Origin of the sequence: Corynebacterium accolens (genome assembly GCF_023520795.1) — a bacterium.
Taxonomy (GTDB): Bacteria; Actinomycetota; Actinomycetes; order Mycobacteriales; family Mycobacteriaceae; genus Corynebacterium; species Corynebacterium accolens.
This window is the reverse complement of the sequence record NZ_CP046605.1, coordinates 1,089,722-1,109,634: the sequence shown is the minus strand read 5'-3', so window position 1 is coordinate 1,109,634 and position 19,913 is coordinate 1,089,722. Positions and strand designations below refer to the sequence as shown.

The 19,913-nt window shown below is 59.5% G+C and carries 20 protein-coding genes; 9 read left to right on the top strand and 11 right to left on the bottom strand.

All coding sequences use genetic code 11. From position 1 onward, the window contains the following. Positions 1 to 16 precede the first annotated feature (16 nt). Positions 17 to 1,114 (top strand): glutathione S-transferase family protein, encoded by a 1,098-nt coding sequence (locus CACC_RS05345; RefSeq protein WP_005280245.1) that lies wholly within the window; start codon positions 17 to 19, stop codon positions 1,112 to 1,114. On the opposite strand, the gene CACC_RS05340 is transcribed toward CACC_RS05345, so the two are convergent. Next, positions 1,083 to 1,955 (bottom strand): ArgP/LysG family DNA-binding transcriptional regulator, encoded by an 873-nt coding sequence (locus CACC_RS05340; protein ID WP_005280244.1) that lies wholly within the window; start codon positions 1,953 to 1,955, stop codon positions 1,083 to 1,085. The genes CACC_RS05345 and CACC_RS05340 overlap by 32 nt on opposite strands. A gap of 69 nt (positions 1,956 to 2,024) precedes the next feature. Here CACC_RS05340 and CACC_RS05335 point away from each other — a divergent pair, with 69 nt between their 5' ends. After that, positions 2,025 to 2,750, top strand: a complete 726-nt coding sequence (locus CACC_RS05335) for a LysE/ArgO family amino acid transporter (RefSeq protein WP_005280243.1) — start codon at positions 2,025 to 2,027, stop codon at positions 2,748 to 2,750. 116 nt (positions 2,751 to 2,866) lie between these two features. Here CACC_RS05335 and CACC_RS05330 read toward each other — a convergent pair whose 3' ends face one another. From CACC_RS05330 to gatB, 3 genes are all read right to left on the bottom strand, one after another. Next, positions 2,867 to 4,297 (bottom strand): YkvI family membrane protein, encoded by a 1,431-nt coding sequence (locus CACC_RS05330; RefSeq protein ID WP_005282500.1) that lies wholly within the window; start codon positions 4,295 to 4,297, stop codon positions 2,867 to 2,869. A 201-nt stretch (positions 4,298 to 4,498) separates the two neighbouring features. After that, positions 4,499 to 5,551 (bottom strand): NAD(P)-dependent alcohol dehydrogenase, encoded by a 1,053-nt coding sequence (locus tag CACC_RS05325; RefSeq protein ID WP_005280241.1) that lies wholly within the window; start codon positions 5,549 to 5,551, stop codon positions 4,499 to 4,501. 126 nt (positions 5,552 to 5,677) lie between these two features. After that, positions 5,678 to 7,183: an Asp-tRNA(Asn)/Glu-tRNA(Gln) amidotransferase subunit GatB gene (gene gatB, locus CACC_RS05320; RefSeq protein ID WP_005280240.1), complete on the bottom strand. Its 1,506-nt coding sequence runs from the start codon at positions 7,181 to 7,183 to the stop codon at positions 5,678 to 5,680. Between the two features lie 57 nt (positions 7,184 to 7,240). Here gatB and CACC_RS05315 point away from each other — a divergent pair, with 57 nt between their 5' ends. Next, positions 7,241 to 8,026 (top strand): DUF4261 domain-containing protein, encoded by a 786-nt coding sequence (locus CACC_RS05315; RefSeq protein ID WP_005280238.1) that lies wholly within the window; start codon positions 7,241 to 7,243, stop codon positions 8,024 to 8,026. Here the strand turns inward: CACC_RS05315 and CACC_RS05310 are convergent. The 3 genes from CACC_RS05310 to CACC_RS05300 form a co-directional block, all read right to left on the bottom strand. After that, the gene (locus tag CACC_RS05310) at positions 8,023 to 8,988 is read right to left on the bottom strand and encodes a bile acid:sodium symporter family protein (RefSeq protein ID WP_005280237.1); all 966 of its coding nucleotides are present in this window, start codon (positions 8,986 to 8,988) and stop codon (positions 8,023 to 8,025) included. The two genes, CACC_RS05315 and CACC_RS05310, sit on opposite strands and share 4 nt — an antisense overlap. A 72-nt stretch (positions 8,989 to 9,060) precedes the next feature. After that, positions 9,061 to 10,092: an ATP-dependent 6-phosphofructokinase gene (locus CACC_RS05305; RefSeq protein ID WP_005280236.1), complete on the bottom strand. Its 1,032-nt coding sequence runs from the start codon at positions 10,090 to 10,092 to the stop codon at positions 9,061 to 9,063. A 24-nt stretch (positions 10,093 to 10,116) separates the two neighbouring features. Continuing rightward, the gene (locus tag CACC_RS05300; protein WP_005280235.1) at positions 10,117 to 11,493 is read right to left on the bottom strand and encodes a DHA2 family efflux MFS transporter permease subunit; all 1,377 of its coding nucleotides are present in this window, start codon (positions 11,491 to 11,493) and stop codon (positions 10,117 to 10,119) included. A 47-nt stretch (positions 11,494 to 11,540) separates the two neighbouring features. On the opposite strand from CACC_RS05300, the gene CACC_RS05295 reads away from it, so the two are divergent. Then, positions 11,541 to 11,864: a hypothetical protein gene (locus CACC_RS05295; RefSeq protein WP_005280234.1), complete on the top strand. Its 324-nt coding sequence runs from the start codon at positions 11,541 to 11,543 to the stop codon at positions 11,862 to 11,864. A gap of 77 nt (positions 11,865 to 11,941) precedes the next feature. Here the strand turns inward: CACC_RS05295 and CACC_RS05290 are convergent, their stop codons facing one another. The 3 genes from CACC_RS05290 to gatC form a co-directional block, all read right to left on the bottom strand. Further along, positions 11,942 to 12,475, bottom strand: a complete 534-nt coding sequence (locus CACC_RS05290) for an META domain-containing protein (protein ID WP_005280233.1) — start codon at positions 12,473 to 12,475, stop codon at positions 11,942 to 11,944. 104 nt (positions 12,476 to 12,579) lie between these two features. Then, on the bottom strand, positions 12,580 to 14,067 hold the full coding sequence (gene gatA, locus CACC_RS05285; protein WP_005280232.1) for an Asp-tRNA(Asn)/Glu-tRNA(Gln) amidotransferase subunit GatA: 1,488 nt from the start codon (positions 14,065 to 14,067) through the stop codon (positions 12,580 to 12,582). Next, entirely contained in the window at positions 14,068 to 14,364 is a 297-nt protein-coding gene (gatC, locus tag CACC_RS05280) for an Asp-tRNA(Asn)/Glu-tRNA(Gln) amidotransferase subunit GatC (protein WP_005280231.1), read from the bottom strand. 199 nt (positions 14,365 to 14,563) lie between these two features. On the opposite strand from gatC, the gene CACC_RS05275 reads away from it, so the two are divergent. Further along, positions 14,564 to 15,226, top strand: a complete 663-nt coding sequence (locus tag CACC_RS05275) for an ACT domain-containing protein (protein WP_005280230.1) — start codon at positions 14,564 to 14,566, stop codon at positions 15,224 to 15,226. 16 nt (positions 15,227 to 15,242) lie between these two features. Here CACC_RS05275 and ligA read toward each other — a convergent pair whose 3' ends face one another. After that, on the bottom strand, positions 15,243 to 17,312 hold the full coding sequence (gene ligA, locus CACC_RS05270) for an NAD-dependent DNA ligase LigA (RefSeq protein ID WP_081445491.1): 2,070 nt from the start codon (positions 17,310 to 17,312) through the stop codon (positions 15,243 to 15,245). Between the two features lie 45 nt (positions 17,313 to 17,357). On the opposite strand from ligA, the gene CACC_RS05265 reads away from it, so the two are divergent. From CACC_RS05265 to CACC_RS05250, 4 genes are read left to right on the top strand one after another with little or no spacing between them, the layout of a single operon-like run. Continuing rightward, on the top strand, positions 17,358 to 18,029 hold the full coding sequence (locus tag CACC_RS05265) for a 3'-5' exonuclease (RefSeq protein ID WP_005280227.1): 672 nt from the start codon (positions 17,358 to 17,360) through the stop codon (positions 18,027 to 18,029). 40 nt (positions 18,030 to 18,069) lie between these two features. Continuing rightward, positions 18,070 to 18,567: an ArsR/SmtB family transcription factor gene (locus CACC_RS05260; protein ID WP_005280226.1), complete on the top strand. Its 498-nt coding sequence runs from the start codon at positions 18,070 to 18,072 to the stop codon at positions 18,565 to 18,567. After that, entirely contained in the window at positions 18,567 to 19,556 is a 990-nt protein-coding gene (locus CACC_RS05255; RefSeq protein ID WP_005280225.1) for a serine hydrolase domain-containing protein, read from the top strand. The genes CACC_RS05260 and CACC_RS05255 overlap by 1 nt, the downstream gene beginning before the upstream one ends. A 9-nt stretch (positions 19,557 to 19,565) precedes the next feature. Next, positions 19,566 to 19,826: a hypothetical protein gene (locus CACC_RS05250; protein WP_005280224.1), complete on the top strand. Its 261-nt coding sequence runs from the start codon at positions 19,566 to 19,568 to the stop codon at positions 19,824 to 19,826. The last annotated feature ends 87 nt before the right edge of the window (positions 19,827 to 19,913 follow it).

Genomic DNA, 19,913 nt, shown 5'->3' with positions numbered 1-19,913 from the left:
AATTGGGAATGAATCGATGACTTCACACGACTCCGATTGGGCAGGAGATGCCCGCAATGCGTCACCAGATGGCGAGTTTATTCGCGATACCACCTACATCGAAGACCGCATTTCACCAGAGGTATCCGAGGTAACCGCGCAGGACGATGGCACCTTTTACTGGCCCATGGAGGCTGGCCGGTACCGCTTAGTTGCGGCCCGCGCCTGCCCGTGGGCGCACCGCGCGGTCATCGCTCGCCGCCTGTTGGGCTTAGAGGACTCCATTTCCTTGGCCCTCGCCGGGCCCGTGCACGATGCGCGGTCCTGGACATTCGATCTCGACGAGGGCGAAGTAGACCCGGTTTTGGGCTACAAGCGCCTGCAGGAAGCCTACTTCGAGCGCTTTCCGGACTACCCCCGCGGAATTACCGTGCCAGCCTTGGTAGAAGAATCCACTGGCCGGGTAGTCACCAATGATTATCCCTCTATGGTGCGCGATTTTATTGAGCAGTGGACGGACTTCCAGGCAGAAGGCGCCCCCGATCTCTTCCCAGAAGAGCACCGCGAGGAGATGGAAGAACTCAACGAGTACATCTTCCATGGCATCAATAATGGCGTGTACCGCTGCGGTTTTGCCGGTTCGCAAGAAGCCTACGAAGAGGCTTATGACCAGCTGTGGGAGGCGCTCGATTGGGCCGAGGAGCGCCTGGGCACGCAGCGCTATATGGTTGGCGATCACATTACCGAAACCGATATCCGCCTATTTGCCACCCTGGTGCGCTTCGACCCCGTGTATTATTCGCATTTCAAGTGCTCGCGCCACAAGATCCAGGAACTGCCCAACCTGCGCGGCTACCTGCAGGAACTATTCCAGCTACCAGGCTTTGGTGATACCACCGATTTCACCGAGATCAAGCAGCATTACTTTGCCACGCACACGGAAATCAACCCCACCCGCATCGTTCCGGTGGGACCGGATATGTCCTGGTTAGCAGACCCCCATGACCGCGATCGCTTTGGCGGCCAGCCCTTTGCCCCCAGCGTGCGTCTCCCGGGCCCCATTCCCTCCGGCGAGGAAGTCAAGAATCCGGAAGACTTTCAGCTTAAGCTCTTCCCAGCCCCGCAGCCGCGTTAATCACAGACCGCGTCAGATCGCTTAAGACCTCGGATTCTAGGCGCCAGCGCTGCCAGTAGAGGTCGATGTCGAGCTGGTGGTCATCGAGAAGCAGCAGCTCTTTCGATTCCACCAGTGGCTGGGCTTGGGCCTGCGGCAAAAGCCCCCACCCCAGGCCCACGCGCACGGCCTCCAGGTAGCCTTCCGAAGAGGGAATCTGCGAAACCCGGGCGCGCACAACGTGGGAATCAATAAAGCGCTCGCGCATAGCATCATCGAGCACCTGATCATTGGGGCCATAGCCCACCAGCGGCATCGTCTCCCAGGTAAACCGCCCTGAATGAAAGCCCTCCGCGATGTGCGGGGCGGCAACAGCGAAATAGCGCATGGTCCCCAAAAACGTGGAATCGCACCCGGATACCGGCGAATGCTCCCTCGTTACCGCACCCAAGACATCGCCGCGCCGCAGCATCGCAAGCGTGCGGGCCTCATCCTCAATGCGGATGCGCAGGGCAACATCACCCCGCTGCGCGGTATCGCTTAATACCTGCGTAAACCAAGTGGCGAGCGAGTCGGAGTTGATGGCCACCGACAGGGGCACGCGCGCTAGGCGCTGGCCCAACCGGGCATCGGTTTCTGCCTGCACCAACGCCATGCGCCGGGCCGCCTGCACCAGAATTTCGCCGGCTTCCGTCGCCCCCACCGGGTTCGCCCGCCGCACCAACACGCGGCCGGTGCTCGCCTCCAACGCCTTAATGCGCTGGCTTACCGCCGACGGGGAAATCCCCAGGACCGAGGCGGCGACCTCAAAGCTTCCTTCCTCCACGATAGCCAGCAAGGTTTCCAAATGTACCGGGTTCATGAAGCTATTCTAAACCATATGAAGATAGATTAACTGGACTTATTTACCGCTTGGATTCACACTAGAGGCATGTCCATCGTGCTTGCTGGTTTTGTGCTTGGTTTATCCCTCATCGTGGCCGTCGGCCCCCAAAATGCGATGCTGTTGAAATACGGCATCCGCCGCGATCACATCGGGCTCATCATCGTGGTGTGCGCGCTTTCCGATGTCATCCTCATTACCTCCGGCACCGCCGGTGTCGGCTACCTGGTTGAGCGCTTTCCCAATGCGCTTGAGGCGCTCAAGTACATCGGCGCGGCATACCTCGCCTTTTTCACCTTCACCTGCTTCCGCGATGCCTTCAAAACCAAGGGCGAAGCCATCGACGTGGAATCCACTTCCCCCAATTCCACCGAGGAAGTAGCGACCTTCGACGGCGACGGCGACAGCACGGGTGGGGTCGGCACCGAGCACGGGTCTGTCGCCACCGCTACCGCCACCCAGCGCCAAGAGATAAAGCGCTCGCCATCTTGGGTCAAACCACTCCTTACCGCGCTGGCGCTAACCTGGCTCAACCCTGGCGCCTATGTCGATGTGTTGGTCATGCTCGGCGGCATCGCCAACCAGTATGGCGACCCCGGCCGGTGGCTGTTCGCCGGCGGTGCCATCGCCGCCAGCTTTACATGGTTCCCCGTCATTGGCTTTGGCGCTGCCCGCTTCTCCCACGTTCTCTCCCGCCCCGAGGTATGGCGCTGGATCAACGTTGGCATCGGCGTCATCATGATTGGCCTGACCCTCAAGCTCCTCCTGCTGTAATCCCCTAGCCCAGCTCCAGCCCCAAGCGTTAAAAGGGGGCATCGGCAAGCACAAGGTATAGAAAATCCCTCCCCCGGGAAATCCAGGGGAGGGAAATTTATTGCTCTAAGGCGAGATTACTTCTGGGAGCTTTCGGCTTCAGACGACTCATCGTCTTCCTCTGGGTCACCGATAGCACCGGTTTCTTCGATCCACTTTTCAATCTCTTCCGGCGAGCGGTCGTGCTCTACGCCCTCGCGTTCGATGTAGTAGGTGTGATCGTCCTGGTTTTGCTTCTCAAATTCTTCCTTATCAAAGTCCACATCGTCATCACCGTCGAGCTTTTCCGTCACCTCGGTCACGAGCTCTTCATAGAGGGACTCGCTATCCATATTGGAATCCTCGAGGTGCTGGCCAATCTCGTCGTCGTAGCGATCCGCGTCGTATTCCTTGTTCGGATTCAGCTTCAGGTGCATCAGCGAACGCACGCGCTCGCGGCGCAGCGCCTCGTCCTGAATCTTGGACTGGCTGCGGAACCATGCAAAGACCAAAACGGCCACCATCGCAATACCCATGTAACCGATGACCGGGTAGACGTACTGCATCAAGGTCTTGAAGCCGAAGAAGGAGACGCCGAAGCCCGCGAAACAGCCAGCGATGAAGATAACGCGGAACTTGGCCTCATTGCCCGCGGAAAGGCGCTTACCCAATGCGTAGAACATACCGATGGCGGTATTGAAAATCATCAGGTAAATAACGATGGCCATGATCCCGCCCAAGACTGGGTTGACGCTATCGACCAAGGACAGCATCGGGATATCGGAGCCCTCGATCTCCTCGGCGTTCATCAACAGCGCAAAACCTGCCAGGCCCATCATGACGGAGTAGACGATGCCACCAAAAATACCGCCCCAACCGGCCTCGCGCGGGCTAATATTATCGCCGCCGATAACCAGGGACATGGATACCGCCAGCATCAAAGCCAGACCGTTGTAGTTCAGCGCGGAGACCAACCAGTTGCCAATCGGGGTATCGATTTGGCTAGAGGCTTCCATCGCTGCGCCAATATCGTCCGGCATATGGAACATGGTGTAGATGGCCACGCCAATGACGGCGATGATGATGGACGGGGTGAGCATACCGATGACCTTGGACACCTTATTGACGTCCATCATGCCGACGGCAATCACGAGCCCCAGCATCAGCGTCGAGCCGATCCAAGCCGACCAACCAAATTGCTGCTCCATATTGGAACCTGCACCGGCCAGCATCACGAAGCCGATGGCAAAGAGCGTGATGATAACGGCCACGTCCAATAGCTTGGACACGATGGGATGGGTGACTTTGCGGAAGACCGTGTTGTGCTCAGTGGCGTGGAAATAGCTGCCCAATTGCAAGAACACGGTGCCCGCCAGCGTCATAATGGCCGCTGCGACAATAATGCCGGCAATACCCCAGGAGCCGAAGGCGGTGAAATATTGCACGACCTCTTGGCCCGTAGCAAAGCCTGCGCCTACCAGCAGGCCCACGAAGGACATGGCCATGGCGAGAATATTTTTATAAGACACAGTTGCCTAACTTTTGTAGCGGATAATTTTCACACACCAGTGCGCGAGTTCCAGGCCCCTCCTTATCCCCCGACGCATGCAGGGAGGCGCGGCGCAGGAGTGTGCTCCTGTGCACATGGTACGTAAGCCAATAACGAAATCCTACTTGCACGTGCGTGAAATACAATACAACATCTTTTGTCGATGAAGTAGCTTACATACTTAATCCGCGAAAGTTTCTGTATCAATGACGAAGCGGAACTTTACATCACCGGCGACAACCCGCTCATAGGCTGCGTCAACGTCATCAACGCCCACCTTTTCGATGACCGCGCCAATACCGTGTTCTGCACAGAAGTCCAGCATCTCTTGGGTTTCGGCAATGCCGCCAATATTGTTTCCGGTCAATACCTTGCCGCCACCGACGAGGTTGCCCATGGTGATTCCCAATTCCTCTGGGGGCAGGCCGACCACAGACATGATCCCCCGGGGCTTCAACAGCTGCAGGTAGTCATTGAGGGAATAGGAGGCGGAAATGGTAGACAAAATCAGATCGAACTCGCCCTTGTGGTTAGCAAAGAAATCGGGGTCCTCACCCGATGCCAGTACCCGCTTCGCGCCGAGCCCATAGGCTTCTTGTTCCTTGCGCAGGGACCGGGAAATGACGGTGACCTCAGCCCCCTTGGCGGCGGCGATCTGCACACCCATGTGGCCCAGTCCGCCAAGGCCAACGATGGCTACCTTATCGCCTTCCTTGACCTGCCACCGGGCCAAGGGCGAGTAGGTGGTAATACCGGCGCACAAGAGCGGGGCGGCAACATCAAAGTCGAGGCCTTCTGGAATCGTCAACACGAAATTCTCATTGACCACGACCTTTTGCGCATAGCCACCCTGGGTAATGGTTCCATCAACGTCTTCAGAGTTATAGGTTCCCACCGAGCCGTTCAGGCAGTTTTGCTCCTGCCCATTGCGGCACTGCTCGCACACCCCACAGGAGTTGACCAAGCAGCCGACCCCCACGCGGTCGCCCACCTTAAACTTAGTGACCTTGTCCCCTACGGCTTCGACCACGCCGGCAATCTCGTGGCCCACCGTCAGCGGGAAGTGGGCCTCTCCCCACTCATTGCGAATGGTGTGGATATCCGAGTGGCAAATGCCCGCCGCCTTGATATCGATGACGACGTCATCTTCGCGCGGATCGCGGCGTTCGATTTCTACGGTGCGAAATGGTGCATCTGGGCTCGTTTTTTGCAGAACTTTAGATTTAATTGGCATGTCACATAGTCTACGCTTTACCGCTCTGACCTGCCCAAATGAAAATTATGGTCAATTTAAAACCGAAAAAGCCAGCCTCCGACCCCTTTAGAACCGGGGACGAAGACTGGCTCGATCAGTGGCGTATTAGCTCAGCTTCTCCGCGATCAGCTTATTAACCTGGCCCGGATCCGCCTTGCCCTGCGTCGCCTTCATCACGGCACCGACGATCGCACCGGTGACCTTCTTATTGCCGGCGCGGTACTTCTCCACGATGTCCGGGTTGGCGGCCAAGGCATCATCCACGGCCTTTTCGATGGCACCGTCATCGCGCACGACCTCGAGGCCGCGCTTGGCGACGACCTCGTCCACGTCGCCCTCTCCCGCCAGCACGCCATCGACGGCTTGGCGCGCTAGCTTGGTGGTCAGCTTGCCTTCCTTGACCAAGGCAATGACGCGGGCGATGTGGGCCGGGGTGATATCAAGCTCAGCCAGGGTCTTGTCCTGCTCATTGGCCTTACCTGCAAGATAAGACACCCACCAGGAACGAGCCTCGTCCGGCTTCGCACCGGCTTCGACCGTCTCCACGATGAGATCCAGCGCGCCCGCGTTGACCAGGTCGCGCATCTCCTCGTCCTTAATGCCCCACTCCTTTTGGATGCGGGCGCGGCGGACCCACGGCAACTCCGGAAGGGTTGCGCGCAGCTCTTCTACCCACTCGCACGGGGCAATGACCGGCGGCAAATCCGGGTCGTTGAAGTAGCGGTAGTCCTCCGCGGTCTCCTTCGGGCGGCCCTTAGAAGTAGAGCCATCGGTTTCTTGGTAGTGGCGGGTCTCCTGCTCGATGCTGCCGCCATCTTCCAGCACCTGCGCCTGGCGCTGCATCTCAAAGCGCACGGCCTGTTCAACAGAGCGCATGGAGTTGATGTTCTTCGTCTCGGTACGGGTACCGAATTCTTCTTGGCCGATAGGGCGCAAGGAAAGGTTGGAGTCCACGCGCATGGAGCCTTGATCCATGCGGGCATCGGACACGCCCAATGCGGCGACGAGCTCGCGCAGCGCCGAAACATAGGCCTTTGCCACCTCAGGGGCGCGCTCGCCGGCACCGATGATGGGCTTGGTAACGATCTCAATGAGCGGAATGCCCGCGCGGTTGCAGTCCACCAGGGATGCGGTAGCGCCGTGGATGCGACCGTCGGCGCCACCCAGGTGGGTCAGCTTACCGGTGTCTTCTTCCATGTGGGCGCGCTCAATTTCCACGCGCCATTCCGTGCCGTCTTCCAGCACGACGTCGAGGTAGCCGTCATAGGCAATCGGCTCATCATACTGGGAGATCTGGTAGTTCTTTGGCTGGTCTGGGTAGAAATAATTCTTGCGGGCAAAGCGCGAGGACTCCGCGATGGAGCAATTAAGCGCCAGGCCAATCTTGATTGCACCCTCCACACCCTTGGAATTAACCACGGGAAGAGCCCCGGGAAGGCCCAGCGATACCGGATCGGTATTGGAGTTAGGGGCTGCGCTGAAGTTCGTGGCAGAAGTGGAAAACATCTTGGTTTCCGTATCCAGCTCCACGTGGACTTCCATGCCCATTACCGGTTCATACTTGTCGAGGACCTCGTCGAAGTCCATCAGGTCATACATCGCAGCAGTCATGCGTGCCATCTTAATACGTCCGTGCACTCTCGCGCGCTAGCCCCTAGGGTGACTGTCATGACGACTCCACATACAGTAGACACTTCGCTTGTCGATGCCCCACTGATTAACATCGCGGTCTTTTCCACCGCGCCCTCTACCGAAGAGATCAAAGAGGCCGTTACCGGGACCTTTTCGGGGCGTGCCGGCGAGATTACTCCCGGCAAGAACCCGGGCAGCCTCGTAGTTCCTATCGATGGCGCGTTTGTCCTGCACTACCAGACCATCGATTCTGCACCCACCCCAGATAGTTACGGCCTCCACCCCATATTGAGCGCTGATGCCGGCGACCTCGATACCGCGGGAGCCCAGGTACTGGTCTCGGTCCTTCCGGACAACCAGGAACACAACCTCTCCCACCAATTCCGCGAGCCGCGCCGCGAGCACCTAGAGCTGCTATCCCAGGCGACGTCCGCGGTAGTCCAGCACCCCAACTGCCTTATCATCCATAACCCGCGCGGCAACGTCTCCATCTCTCCGGCGATGTTTAACGATGCCGTGCGCAATAACCTCGCCCCCATGCACATCGCGCCGGTGTGGATTACGCAATCGGACGGCGAGCTCCGCGGCTATTCCATGGGACTGGTCCAAGCGGGCCACCCGGAAATCCAGGCGCGCACCAGCTCGATGGATCCCACGGATCTCTATTACAAGCTGGCAAATATCGCCGACCACATCCTGCAAGGCGCCACCGTCAAAGGCGGCGATACCTTGGCCTTCGAGGAAGGCCAAGCCCCACTCACCATCACAGAGGAGCCCTGGTTCGTAGACCAGAACTTCCCCGCTGTCACCATTCATTTTTAGCTGGCTTTGGCCTTGCGGGCATCGCTAAAGCGGCACAGGGCAGCCAAGATCGCGCCGGACAAGTTGTGCCACACAGAAAAGACGGCGCCGGGCAAGGCGGCCAGTGGGCTCATATAGGAAGAGGCAAGGCTGGTGGCTAACCCGGAATTCTGCATTCCTACCTCCACAGCCATGGTGCGGCGGACCGGAACCGGCTGGCGGGTAAAAAGGCCTGCGAGGTAGCCCAAGCCATAGCCGCACGCATTGTGAATGACCACAGCGGCAAAGACCAGCGCACCGGCGGTGGCTATATTGTCATGTGCGCCACCAACAACAATGCACACGATCAAGGCAATCGCGGTAACGGAGATCCACGGCAATGCCGCCTGAATCTTTGCCACGAGCCGTGGAAGCAGCATGCCGATGACGATGCCCGCGATGACCGGAACGAGCACCACCTTGACGATGGACCACGCCATCGACGCCGCGGAGACCGGCATGTATTCGCCCGCCAACCACAAGGTCAAAAGCGGGGTGAGGATGGGCGCCAAGAGCGTGGAGATGGAGGTCATGGTCACCGAAAGCGCGACATCGCCGCGCGCTAAGTAGGACACCACGTTAGAGCTCGTGCCGCCTGGGGCGCAGCCGACCAAAATCACTCCGGCCGCAACCGCCTCTGGCAGGTCCATGACTGCCACCACGGCGAGCGCGATCAGCGGCATAATGACGAACTGTGCCACCACGCCAAGCACCACCGGCAGCGGCCGTCGCACCACGAGCACAAAATCGACAGGCTTGAGGGTAAGCCCCATGCCGAACATGACGATGCCCAGCAGCGGGGTTACCTGCGGGGCAAAGGATGCCGCAGTATTCGGGGCGATGTAGCCAATAATGCCACCGATGATAACGAGTATGGGAAAGCCCAGCGCCGCGATGAGCGCCTGCCGTTCTTCCTGTTTTTCTGTAGCGCTATTGGTACTCATAAACAAAAGAATACCCTCCCACCATGTGAGAGGGCGATCTTAATATTCGAGACGGCGGAGGTTTAACGGGCCTTAACCGAAGAGGGCCTGCGCATTGCGGTAGCGGGCATCGGGCACCGTCTTCAGCGTACCCACGGCCTCTTCCAATGGCACGAGGTCGATATCTTCGCCGTGCAGGGCAACGCACATTCCCGAGTCCCCATTGTGCGCCGCGCGGGCAGCGTGCACGCCGTAGCGGGTCGCCAGGACGCGGTCATACGCGGTGGGCGTTCCGCCGCGCTGGATGTGGCCCAACACGGTGGTACGCACGTCATAGCCGGTGCGTTTATTGATTTCATCGCCAATGACCTGGCCAATCCCATTGAAGGTTTGGTGGCCAAACTGGTCGACGCCACCGGCTTCAAACTCCATGGTGCCCTCCTTTGGCAGGGCACCTTCGGCCACGCAAATGATGCCGTACTTCTCGCCCATCTGGAAGCGGCGTTCCATCGCCTTGGTAATCTCCGCGATATCGAAGGGCTCTTCTGGAATCACGGTGTAGTGTGCGCCGCCGGCCATGCCTGCGTGCAAAGCAATCCAGCCCACGTGGCGGCCCATGACCTCCACGATGAGGATGCGGTTGTGGGACTCCGCCGTCGTGTGCAGGCGGTCGATCGCATCCGTTGCCACCGATACCGCGGTATCGAAGCCGAAGGTATAGTCCGTGGCGTTGACGTCATTGTCAATGGTCTTCGGCACGCCTACAACGGGGATGCCATTATCGTTGAGCCACTTAGCACCCTTGAGCGTGCCTTCGCCGCCGATGGCAACGAGGGCATCGACCTCGGCCTCGCGCATATTCGTCTTGATCTGCTCCAGGCCGGCCTTAAATTTATCGGGGTGCAGCCGACCGGTGCCCAAAATGGTGCCGCCGCGCAAGAGAATCCGGTCGATACCGGCATCGTCGTAAAGATCGCGCCGGCGGTCTTCTAAGAGTCCAACCCACCCGTCTTCGTAACCCACGACGGTATCGCCGAATTCGTTGGATGCGGTTCGCACAACCGCACGGATTACAGCATTCAAGCCGGGGCAATCGCCACCGGAAGTCAGTACAGCAAGACGCATATCCCCCAATTTAGCGCAGGATTTTTATCCATGCAGCGTGTCCACGTAGCGCAGCGAGGAGATAAGTCCCACTACCAGCGCGATGACAATCACGAGAAGCGAATTGATGATCGCCGTTGTCGGATTACCCGTTTGCATCACGGCGGAAACTAGGGCCACGCCCACCACGGATCCCACCTGGCGGGAGGTGTTATACGCCCCCGACGCCGCGCCCATGTGGTGAGGTGAAATATCGCGCAGCGTCGTTGCCGCATTAGAGCCCCAGATAAAGGACTGGCCAATTCCTAAGACGGCGATGGGCGGGGCCAGCCACCACGGGTTGGCATCGGCATGCATGACCCACCAGGCCAAACACAGCGAGGCGATCATCAGGCTAAAACCCACTAGCCCCATCAGGCGCGGATTCACCGCGTCCGTGAGGATGCCTGCGATGGGCGACATCAGCATTGAGACCAGCGCCATGGGAGCCACGATGATGCCGGCCTCGCCGGCGGATAGCCCCTTGACCGATTGCAGCCACAACATCACCGGCAACATGACCGAAGCCGCCATAAAGCCCATGGTCAAAATGCCCACGGAGCCGGCCGCATAGTTGCGGTTGTGGAAGAGCTCCACCGGAAACAGCGGCGTGGAACCACGATCCTGCGCGCTAGCCTGCAGGCGCACGAAGGCAATGCTTGCGGCAATGCCGATGGCAAGCACCACCAATACCCGCCAATCCCAGTCCAACTCTGGGCCTTGTTGGATGCCAAAGACGATCGAGCCGAGCGCGATGAGCGAGACTATGGCCGAGGGCTTATCGATGTCCTGGGCTGTGGTCGGCAGCTTCGGTATCCACAGCAGAGCCAGCACGATGGCGGCAATGACAAATGGTACGTGCACCCAAAAGGCCGCCTGCCAGCCAAAATAAGCCACAAGGAATCCGCCGAGGAGCGGCCCGGCCAAGGATGCCACCGAACCGATAATCCCCCACACCCCCAGCGCACGCCCACGGCGCTCGCGGGCGAAGACCCGGTTAATAACGGACATCGTCTGTGGCATTTCCAGCGATGCTCCCAAGCCCTGCACGATGCGCGCGACGATGAGCACTTCTATCGACGGCGCCAGCGCGCACGCTACTGCGCCGATCCCAAACAGCCCCACGCCGATGCAAAATAGGGCGCGCTGGCCAAGGACATCGCCAAGCCGCCCCGTAAAGAGCAGCGGCACCACCACGGCAAGCAAATAGGCGGCCGAGACCCACAAGATTTCATTGACTGTAGCGCCAAAATCCGCCTGAATCTCCGGCAGGGCGATGGCCACCATCGACTGATCCAACAGGGACACGAAGAAGCCGAGGGATAGCGCGAACATGGCGCGCCATGCTTGGCGCTCAGGTGGCAGATTAGTCTCCACAGTCATGGCAGGAATTCTAGCGGGGCACACAAATCAGGCCTAGACTGGCCACCATGTCCATGATTGATATCAAAAAACCACAAGACGTATCCACCGCCACCACCGTTACCCTCGGCCTCATCGGTGGTTGGGTCACCGCCCGCGAGACCGGCATTCGCCCGCTCGGCGGCGTCATCCTCGGCACTGCGGGCCTGTGGGCCGGCCGTTCCTGGGCAAAGAAGACCAACCCAGCCACGACCGCTGGCCTGTCCGCCCTGTACGTCGGCGCGTTCGGCGCTTCCCACCCATTGGCAAAGAAGATTGGTTCCTGGCCAGCAGTCCTCGCCGTGACGGCCGCCTCTGCGGGCGCCGCCTACGCGCTTTCCGATGCCAAGTAGTCCACCCCACCACATACACAACAGCACCATGGGCCCCCGCCAAGGAGGATCATGGTGCTGAGTGGTCTTGTGAGTATTTACTCAACGACGTTGAAGACAACGGCGTTGTCCTCAGTGCCCAGTGCGGCCTGGCCGTCAGGCAGGGCGTAGAAGGAAGGCTCGGACTCGAGGACGTCACGCAGCGAATCAGAAAGCTCCTGGGTGTGGTCATCGCATGCCGCCAAGGTGGAGGCGAAGTCACCTACGTGGATGGTGCCGTCCTTATCCACATCGTAGGAGGTGGTGTAGGTATTGCAGCCATCGTTGAGGACCAAGGACTGATCCTTGTCGAACTGCACGGTGAACTTGCCGTCTTCCTTGACGGAGTGCAGCTCACCGGTGATGGTCTGGCCCTCGATATTCGGCACCAGCTTGTCAGCGTCTGCCGGCAGGGATTCCACCAGGTCGCTCTTGGCGGTGGAGTCTGCTACCTCGGTACCGGGCTCAACCGGTGCGGGGTTTTCTGCTGGTTTGGGAGTTGCTGCGGGCTGTTCAGCGTTTGCTACGCCCATGGCCATGAGCGCAGCTGCGGAGACGGACATCGTCGCGGTTGCAATCTTTTTCAAAGTCATACCCAGTAATTTACCCCTGCCGGATGGGCATCCGACAGGGGTGTAAACGAATCGTTATCTAATCCGCAGCTATTTCACAGTGACAACTATTTTAAATAGCGCGGCTAGTTTTGGCGCTTCGCTTCGTAGGCCGCACCCACCTTGTACAGGCGATCATCCTGGAAAGCCGGTGCCATGATCTGCAAACCGGTAGGCAGGTTGGTATCGGCTGCCATGCCGGAAGGCACGGACATGCCGCACAGGCCGGCGAGGTTGAGCGGCAAGGTGCACAGGTCGAAGTTGTACATCGCCATGGGGTCTTCGGCCTTCTCCCCCAGCTTGAACGCGGTGGTCGGGGTGGTGGGCGAGACCAGCACGTCAACCTGCTCGAAGGCGCGGGCAAAGTCCTGGGCCACGAGGGTGCGCACGCGCTGCGCCTGCAGGTAGTAGGCATCGTAGTAGCCCACGGACAGCGCATACGTGCCCAGCATGATGCGGCGCTTGACCTCGGGTCCGAATCCCTCTGCGCGGGACTGGGACATGACCTGCTCCGCGGAGTGGGATCCGTCATCGCCAGCACGCAGGCCATAGCGCATGCCATCGAAGCGGGCCAGGTTGGACGAGACCTCACACGGCATGATCAGGTAGTAGGCGGCCAAGGCCTCATCGAAGTGCGGGCAGTCCACCTCGACGATTTCCGCGCCCTGCTCGCGCAGCTGTTCCACGGCGGCGTGGTAGTTCTCCATCACGCCGTCCTGCCAGCCATCGCGCTCGAATTGCTTGATAAGGCCTACCTTGACGCCGCTCAGGTCCCCATTCGCGCCTTCGCGGGCGGCCTCCACCACGGGGGCAACCGGCTTGTCCACAGATGTGGCGTCGAAGGCATCGTGACCGGCAATAACCTCGTGCAAGAGCGCGGTATCCAGGACGGTACGACCACAGGGACCCGCCTGGTCCAGCGAGGACGCGGCCGCGATCAGGCCATAGCGAGACACCGTGCCGTAGGTGGGCTTTACGCCCACGGTATTGGTGAGCGCCGCCGGCTGGCGGATGGAACCGCCGGTATCGGTACCAATGCCCAGTGGAGCCTGCCCCGAAGCCAGCGCCGCTGCGGTACCGCCACCGGAACCGCCCGGGGTGCGCTCGGTGTCATACGGGTTGTGAACCGGGCCAAAGGCGGAGTTCTCATTGGACGAACCCATCGCAAACTCGTCCAGGTTCGTCTTGCCCAGGATCGGGATGCCGGCCTCGCGCAGACGCTTGGTCACCGTCGCGTCATACGGAGACATGTAGCCCTCGAGCATCTTGGATGCGGCGGTGGTGGGGGCATCGGTAGTAACCAGCAGGTCTTTTAGGGCCAGCGGCACGCCGGCCAATGCCGATGCGGGCTTTTCGCCGGCATCGAGGGCCTTATCCACGGCATCGGCAGCCGCCAATGCTTCCACCTGCCCCACGTGCAGGAAGGAGTTAAGTTCGGGATTGGTTTCCGCAATGCGGTCCAAAAAGGCCTGGGTAACCTCGCGGGAAGTCACCTCGCGCGCGTGAATCTTGTCCGCCAGCTCGGCGGCGGTCAAAGAGGTCAGTCCCTCCGCAGGTACAACAACGTTGGTCATTTACTCTCCTCCCAAAATCTGCGGCACGACGAATCGCTCATCTTCCACGGCCGGCGCTTGGTCCAAGGCCTGCTCGGCGGTAAGGGTGCGCACGATAACGTCTTCGCGCATCGGTGCATCCACGGAGTGCGGGTGGCTCATCGGTTCCACGCCTTCAGTGTCCACGTTCCGTACTGCGGAAACGGAATCAACAATTTCATCAATCTGGCTTGCGAATTGGGCTAGCTCTTCATCGCTTAATGCCAGGCGGGAAAGCTTGGCAAGGTGGGCTACCTCATCACGCGAAATCTCAGACACGCGAACTCCATCCTTTTTCCATAATCGACGCGCAGGTGAAAATTATTTTCCCGCGCGTACTATGTAAATTGCTAAGGCTCCATAATACTGCACCAACCCGCGCGGTTGCCGAGTCACCCCGAATTATTGCCCCTTGAACGCCGCACTGTGACCCAGGTATCGTAAATGGGACTACAAGCTACTGAAAGCGTGCGACTTAATGTCTTACCTAATCCGTGTCCTGCTTCCCGATACCCCTGGTAGTTTGGGCCAGCTTTCGGAGGCCTTCGGGCTGGTTGACGGAAATATCCAATCGGTTGACATCGTAGAATCCTTCCCGGATGGCACCGTCATGGATGACATTGTCATTGAGCTTCCCGCAGACGCTATGGCCGATGCCTTAATTACCGCCGCCGCCTCTGTTCATGGCGTGGAAGTAGATTCCATTCGGCCCTTCAGCGGCCGCGTGGACCGGCGCGGGCAGATCGAGTTATTAGCGCGCGTTGCCGCCAATGCCTCCAATGTCACGGCAGCGATGGAGGAAGTCGTCGCGGCCATCCCGAAGGCGGCGACCTCCACGTGGGCCATCGTCATTGACAATAATGAGCCCATTCACCGCGTGGCCTCCTCAAACGCGGCCCCTGCCGATGACGATACGATTCCGGTCGATCTCAACATCGACAGCGCGCGCACCTTGCACCCCGATAAGGACGAATGGGTGCCAGAAAGCTGGGCGCTGCTCGATTCCGCCCTGGCCGCCGCTCCCCTGGGAGATACCGGGATGGTCATCGCCATGGGCCGCACCGGCGGGCCGGAATACCTGGCCTCTGAGGTCGAGCACCTCGGCCACATCGGCACGATTTTGGGTGCCTTCCTCAAATAAGCCCGGCGCGGTGTGTCTACACCTCCCCAGTGTTTAAGAGCGTGTGGAATTGCTCCTCATTCAAGATAGGCACGCCAAGGTCGCGGGCCTTGTCCTCCTTGGAGCCGGCATTGGCCCCAGCGACGAGGTAGGAGGTTTTCTTCGATACGGACCCGGTTGCCTTTCCGCCGCGGCTAATGATGGCTTCCTTGGCGGAATCGCGCGTGAAGTCTTCGAGGCTGCCGGTGACAACGATGGTCAGGCCCTCTAGGGTCTGTTCTTTCCTGTCCTCGGCGGCTACCTCCATAGCGAGGCCAGCCTCCGCCCATTTCTCAACGATGGTGCGGTGCCAGTCCACCTCGAACCAGGCATGGAAGGACTCAGCGATGACCGCGCCCACGCCGTCTACCTCTGCAAGATCCTCGGTCTTAGCGGCACGCAGCTTCTCCATGGAGCCGTAACGCGCTGCCAAGGCGCGGGCGGCAATGGGACCCACGTGGCGAATGGATAGCGAGACCAGCACGCGCCAGAAGTCGCGGTCTTTGACCTCTTCTAAGTTCTGCAGCAGGTTCTTGCCCGCGGTATTGACCTTGACGTTGCCCTCTTTTTTGCTGCGCTTATCCTTCGTATCGCGTTTGGCTGTATAGACATCGGAAGCAAGCAGCTTTTCTTCCGTTAGCTCAAAAAGCTCGGATTCATCGGTGAGGATACCGTTTTCGATGAGATCCATGGCCCCCTTCTCCCCCAGTGCCTCGATATCGAGGCCCTTGCGGGAGGCGAGGTATTCCAGGCGCGCGGAAAGCTGGGCTGGGCAGGATTGGGTATTGGGGCATCGCCAGTCAGCATCGCCGTCCTTTTGCGGAGCGAGTGTCGTCCCGCAGGCTGGGCACTGCGTGGGGAAGGACCATTCGTATTCGCTGCCATCGCGCTGTTCGCGCACGGGGCCTAGTACCTCAGGAATGATTTCCCCGGCCTTGCGGATAATAATGGTATCCCCGATAAGCACGCCCTTGCGCTTGACCTCAGACTGGTTGTGCAGGGTGGCCATGGATACCGTGGAGCCGGAGACAAAGACCGGTTCCATGATGGCAAAGGGGGTAACGCGCCCCGTACGCCCCACGCCGACCTCGATGTTCTTCAGCTTTGTTGTTACCTCTTCCGGCGGGTACTTATAGGCAATGGCCCAGCGCGGTGCGCGGGAGGTCGCCCCGAGCTGGCGCTGTGAGCCCAAGTCGTCCACCTTGACCACGAGCCCATCCATTTCGAAAATCGCATCGTGGCGGTGTTCGGCCCAGTAAGATACTTCCTCTTGTACTTCTGCGGCGGAGTGGACCTGCCTGGTATAGGGCGAGACGGGCAAGCCCCATGCGGCGATGGCCTTATAGGCGTCGTGCTGGGAGGAGGGGGAAAATCCCTCGCGCGCGCCTAGGCCGTGACACACCATACGCAGGCGGCGTTTTTTCACCTCGGCGGGATCCTTCATGCGCAGTCCGCCGGCCGCAGCGTTGCGGGGATTGGCAAACCGCGCCTTGCCGTCTGCCGCGCGCTCCTCATTGATTTCTTCGAAGTCCTCGGGGCGCATATAGACCTCGCCGCGGATTTCAATGAGTTCCGGGACTGGGTACTCATCGGTGCCTGTAAGTTCGTGCGGGATATCAGAAATAACCCGCGCATTGGGGGTAATTTCCTCGCCCACGGTGCCATCGCCACGGGTAGCAGCGGTATCTAAGCGCCCGTTGCGGTAGACCAAGTCGATGGAGAGGCCATCGATCTTCAGCTCCGTCAGGTAAGTCTTGGCGGGCGTCCTATCCAGCCAGTCCTGCATCTCACCGGCGCTAAAGACATTGTCTAGGCTCATCATGCGCTCGAGGTGCTCGATATCCTCGCCAGCGTTCGGCGTTGCACCTACTTGCTGGGTGGGCGAATCCGGAACCGCCAGCTCCGGGTGCTGCTTTTCTAGGTCCATCAGGCGCTGGAAAAGCGCATCAAAGTCGGCATCGGGAATTGCCGGTTCACCGTTGTAATACAGGTTGCGGTGGCGGCGCACTTCCTGCGCCAGGTCGTTCCATTCACGTTGCACATCAGCTGGATTAGTCACGGTATCCAAGTCTAGCGGTCCCCCATGTCCTGGCGAGCTACTAAGGTATGGACCATGAACTTCGACGCCTCCCGCATGCTCGCCTTCGACCTTGAAACCACCTCCGCTAATCCCAAAGACGCTCGCATCGTGACTTCGGCCCTCGTCCGCATCGACGGCCGCGATGTTCAGAAGGTAGAGCACCTTGCGGATCCTGGCATCGAGATCCCCCAAGCCGCCACCGACGTGCATGGGATTACAACGGAAAAGGCCCAGGCAGAAGGCCACCCGCACGAGGAGGTCCTCAAGAACACGGTTGATGCCATCAAGGAAGCGTGGGACGACGGCCTGACGCTCATCGTGTATAACGCGGCTTTTGATCTTACCGTCCTGCGCAGCCTCACCGGCGATTTCACGGTCACCGGCCCGGTCTTTGACCCGTACGTCATTGACCGCGTGAGCGATAAGTGGCGCAAGGGAAAACGCACCCTCGGCGCGGTGTGCGAGCACTACGGTGTGGAATTGGGCAATGCGCACGAGGCCACTGCCGATGCCCTCGCTGCCGCCCGCGTGGCCTGGAAGCAGGTGCGCCAGCACTACCCCAACCTCGCACAGATGGACGAAAACGAGCTCATGGAATTCCAAGCGGTCAAGTGGTACGAGGACCGCGTCGCCTTCAAGAAGTACCTAGAAGGCAAGGGCCGCGATGCCTCCGATGTCTCGACGGCGTGGCCGCTCATTTCCTAATCCCCTTGCCATATTTCTAGAGTTTTGGAATTCTAGAAATATGAATATCGTTGAATCTCGCCTTAGCGATCTCGAGGCACGCGTCGCCAAACTCGAAGGCCAATCGAGCGCCCCACCGCAGCCTCCCTCGGAGGAGTCGACCTACTGGCTTGTCGATGCCCTTGCTCCCTCCACTCAACTACCCGATGGATCGGTAATTTTCGGCGGCAACATTGCGCTCGGCAAGCGTACCTACGCCTATCAGTGGCAGCGTCCCACTACTGCAATAACTGACGAGGAGTGGTCAGAAAATCTCGAACGCCTCGCCGCACTTGCCCATCCCGTACGTGGCGAGATTCTTCGACGCCTTCTCGCGGCACCTGCTACCGCCGCGGAGCTCGTGGACGAGGATATTATCTCTTCCACCGGCACGGCCTATCACCACCTCAGCGCTCTAACTAGTGCAGGTTGGACTACAAAGACAAGTGGCGAGTACTCAATTCGTCCCGCCCGCGTTATTCCTTTGCTCGCCATTATTACCGCTAGCGAGGACCACTAATGCGCAGACTCGCCCTCAGCATCGGCACCGCCATTTCTATCGCTTCCGTCCTCCTACTGGCTGGCCCTCGGCACCTCACACTCGCCCTAACAGATACAGGAGATGCAGCCCTTGCCTCCACACTGCGAGAACACGCGGAGCCGGGGTTTCATCACCTCACGGCTTTCACACTCCGCGACGGTAACGCCACCTTTGCGGGTAAAGGCAGCAACGAGCACACAGAAGTAGAAATTGGTTCTGTCACCAAAATGTTCACCGGCGAACTCACCCACCAGCTTGTAGAAGAAGGCACACTGCGACTCGATAGCACCGTGGGCGAGTTTCTAGACGTAGACAACGCGCCCATAGCGGATGTAACGATTAAAGAACTACTTGATCACACCTCTGGCCTACCTCGCTCAGCAGACGGGGATTTCTTCGCTTCCCTATGGTCCGCAGTGGCCGGTACGAACCCATATGCAGGCGAAAGCACTCAAGATATCGTCGATGCTGCCGCCGCAGCAGAGCTCAGCAACCGCGGGGAGGAATCCTATTCCAACCTCGGATACGCCCTGCTCGGGCACGTAATAGAAACAGCGGCAGACACGCCTTATGAGGGGTTACTAAAACACCGAATATTCGAGCCAGCCGGATTAACGGAGACCTACCTTATGACCCCCGGTGCCGTGCCTGCCGATGCCCCGCGCGGCCGCACCGCCACTGGGCGGCGGGCCCAGCCTTGGGAGATGGACGGTTCTGCGCCTGCAGGGGCGATCCGCTCGACCGCGAGCGATATGGCTAAGTTCGCGGAGTGGTTTATGGCCCACGGCGATCCCGCATACGGATGGCAGAAGAACGATGACGGCACCGGCTTCTGGCATAACGGCGGAACCTACGGCTATTCCACCATGCTCATCATCGACCCAAAGACAAAGCGAGCCGCATTTGCAAACAACGATTCGCTCGCCGGTACCGAAGAACTTGGCCACACACTCTTCGCTGAGCTTTAAGGAAACACTATGCCTACGTCCATTATCCTCGCCGTTTTCATCGCCTCCGAGCTCTGGGCCGCATGGAAGGCTTTAAAGAAACCCGGCTCGACGGCATTTCGCGTCTTTTCGGCGGTACTGACCGCCGTCGTCATTATCTTCTTAGGCCACGCCTTGCCCTGGTACACCTCCGTGCATTTTTACTGGTGGTATACACTGGTTGGCTCCTTCGCCCTCCATGTGGGAGCCATGACGTGGAGTGCCACCAGCCCTGCTGCAGACCGCACCTAACCTTGCAGGCAACAAACGAGGCGCCCACACAAGAGTGAAAAGTCTCCCAAATCTCCGGTTGTTAAAAAGTCTCCCAAATCTCCGGAT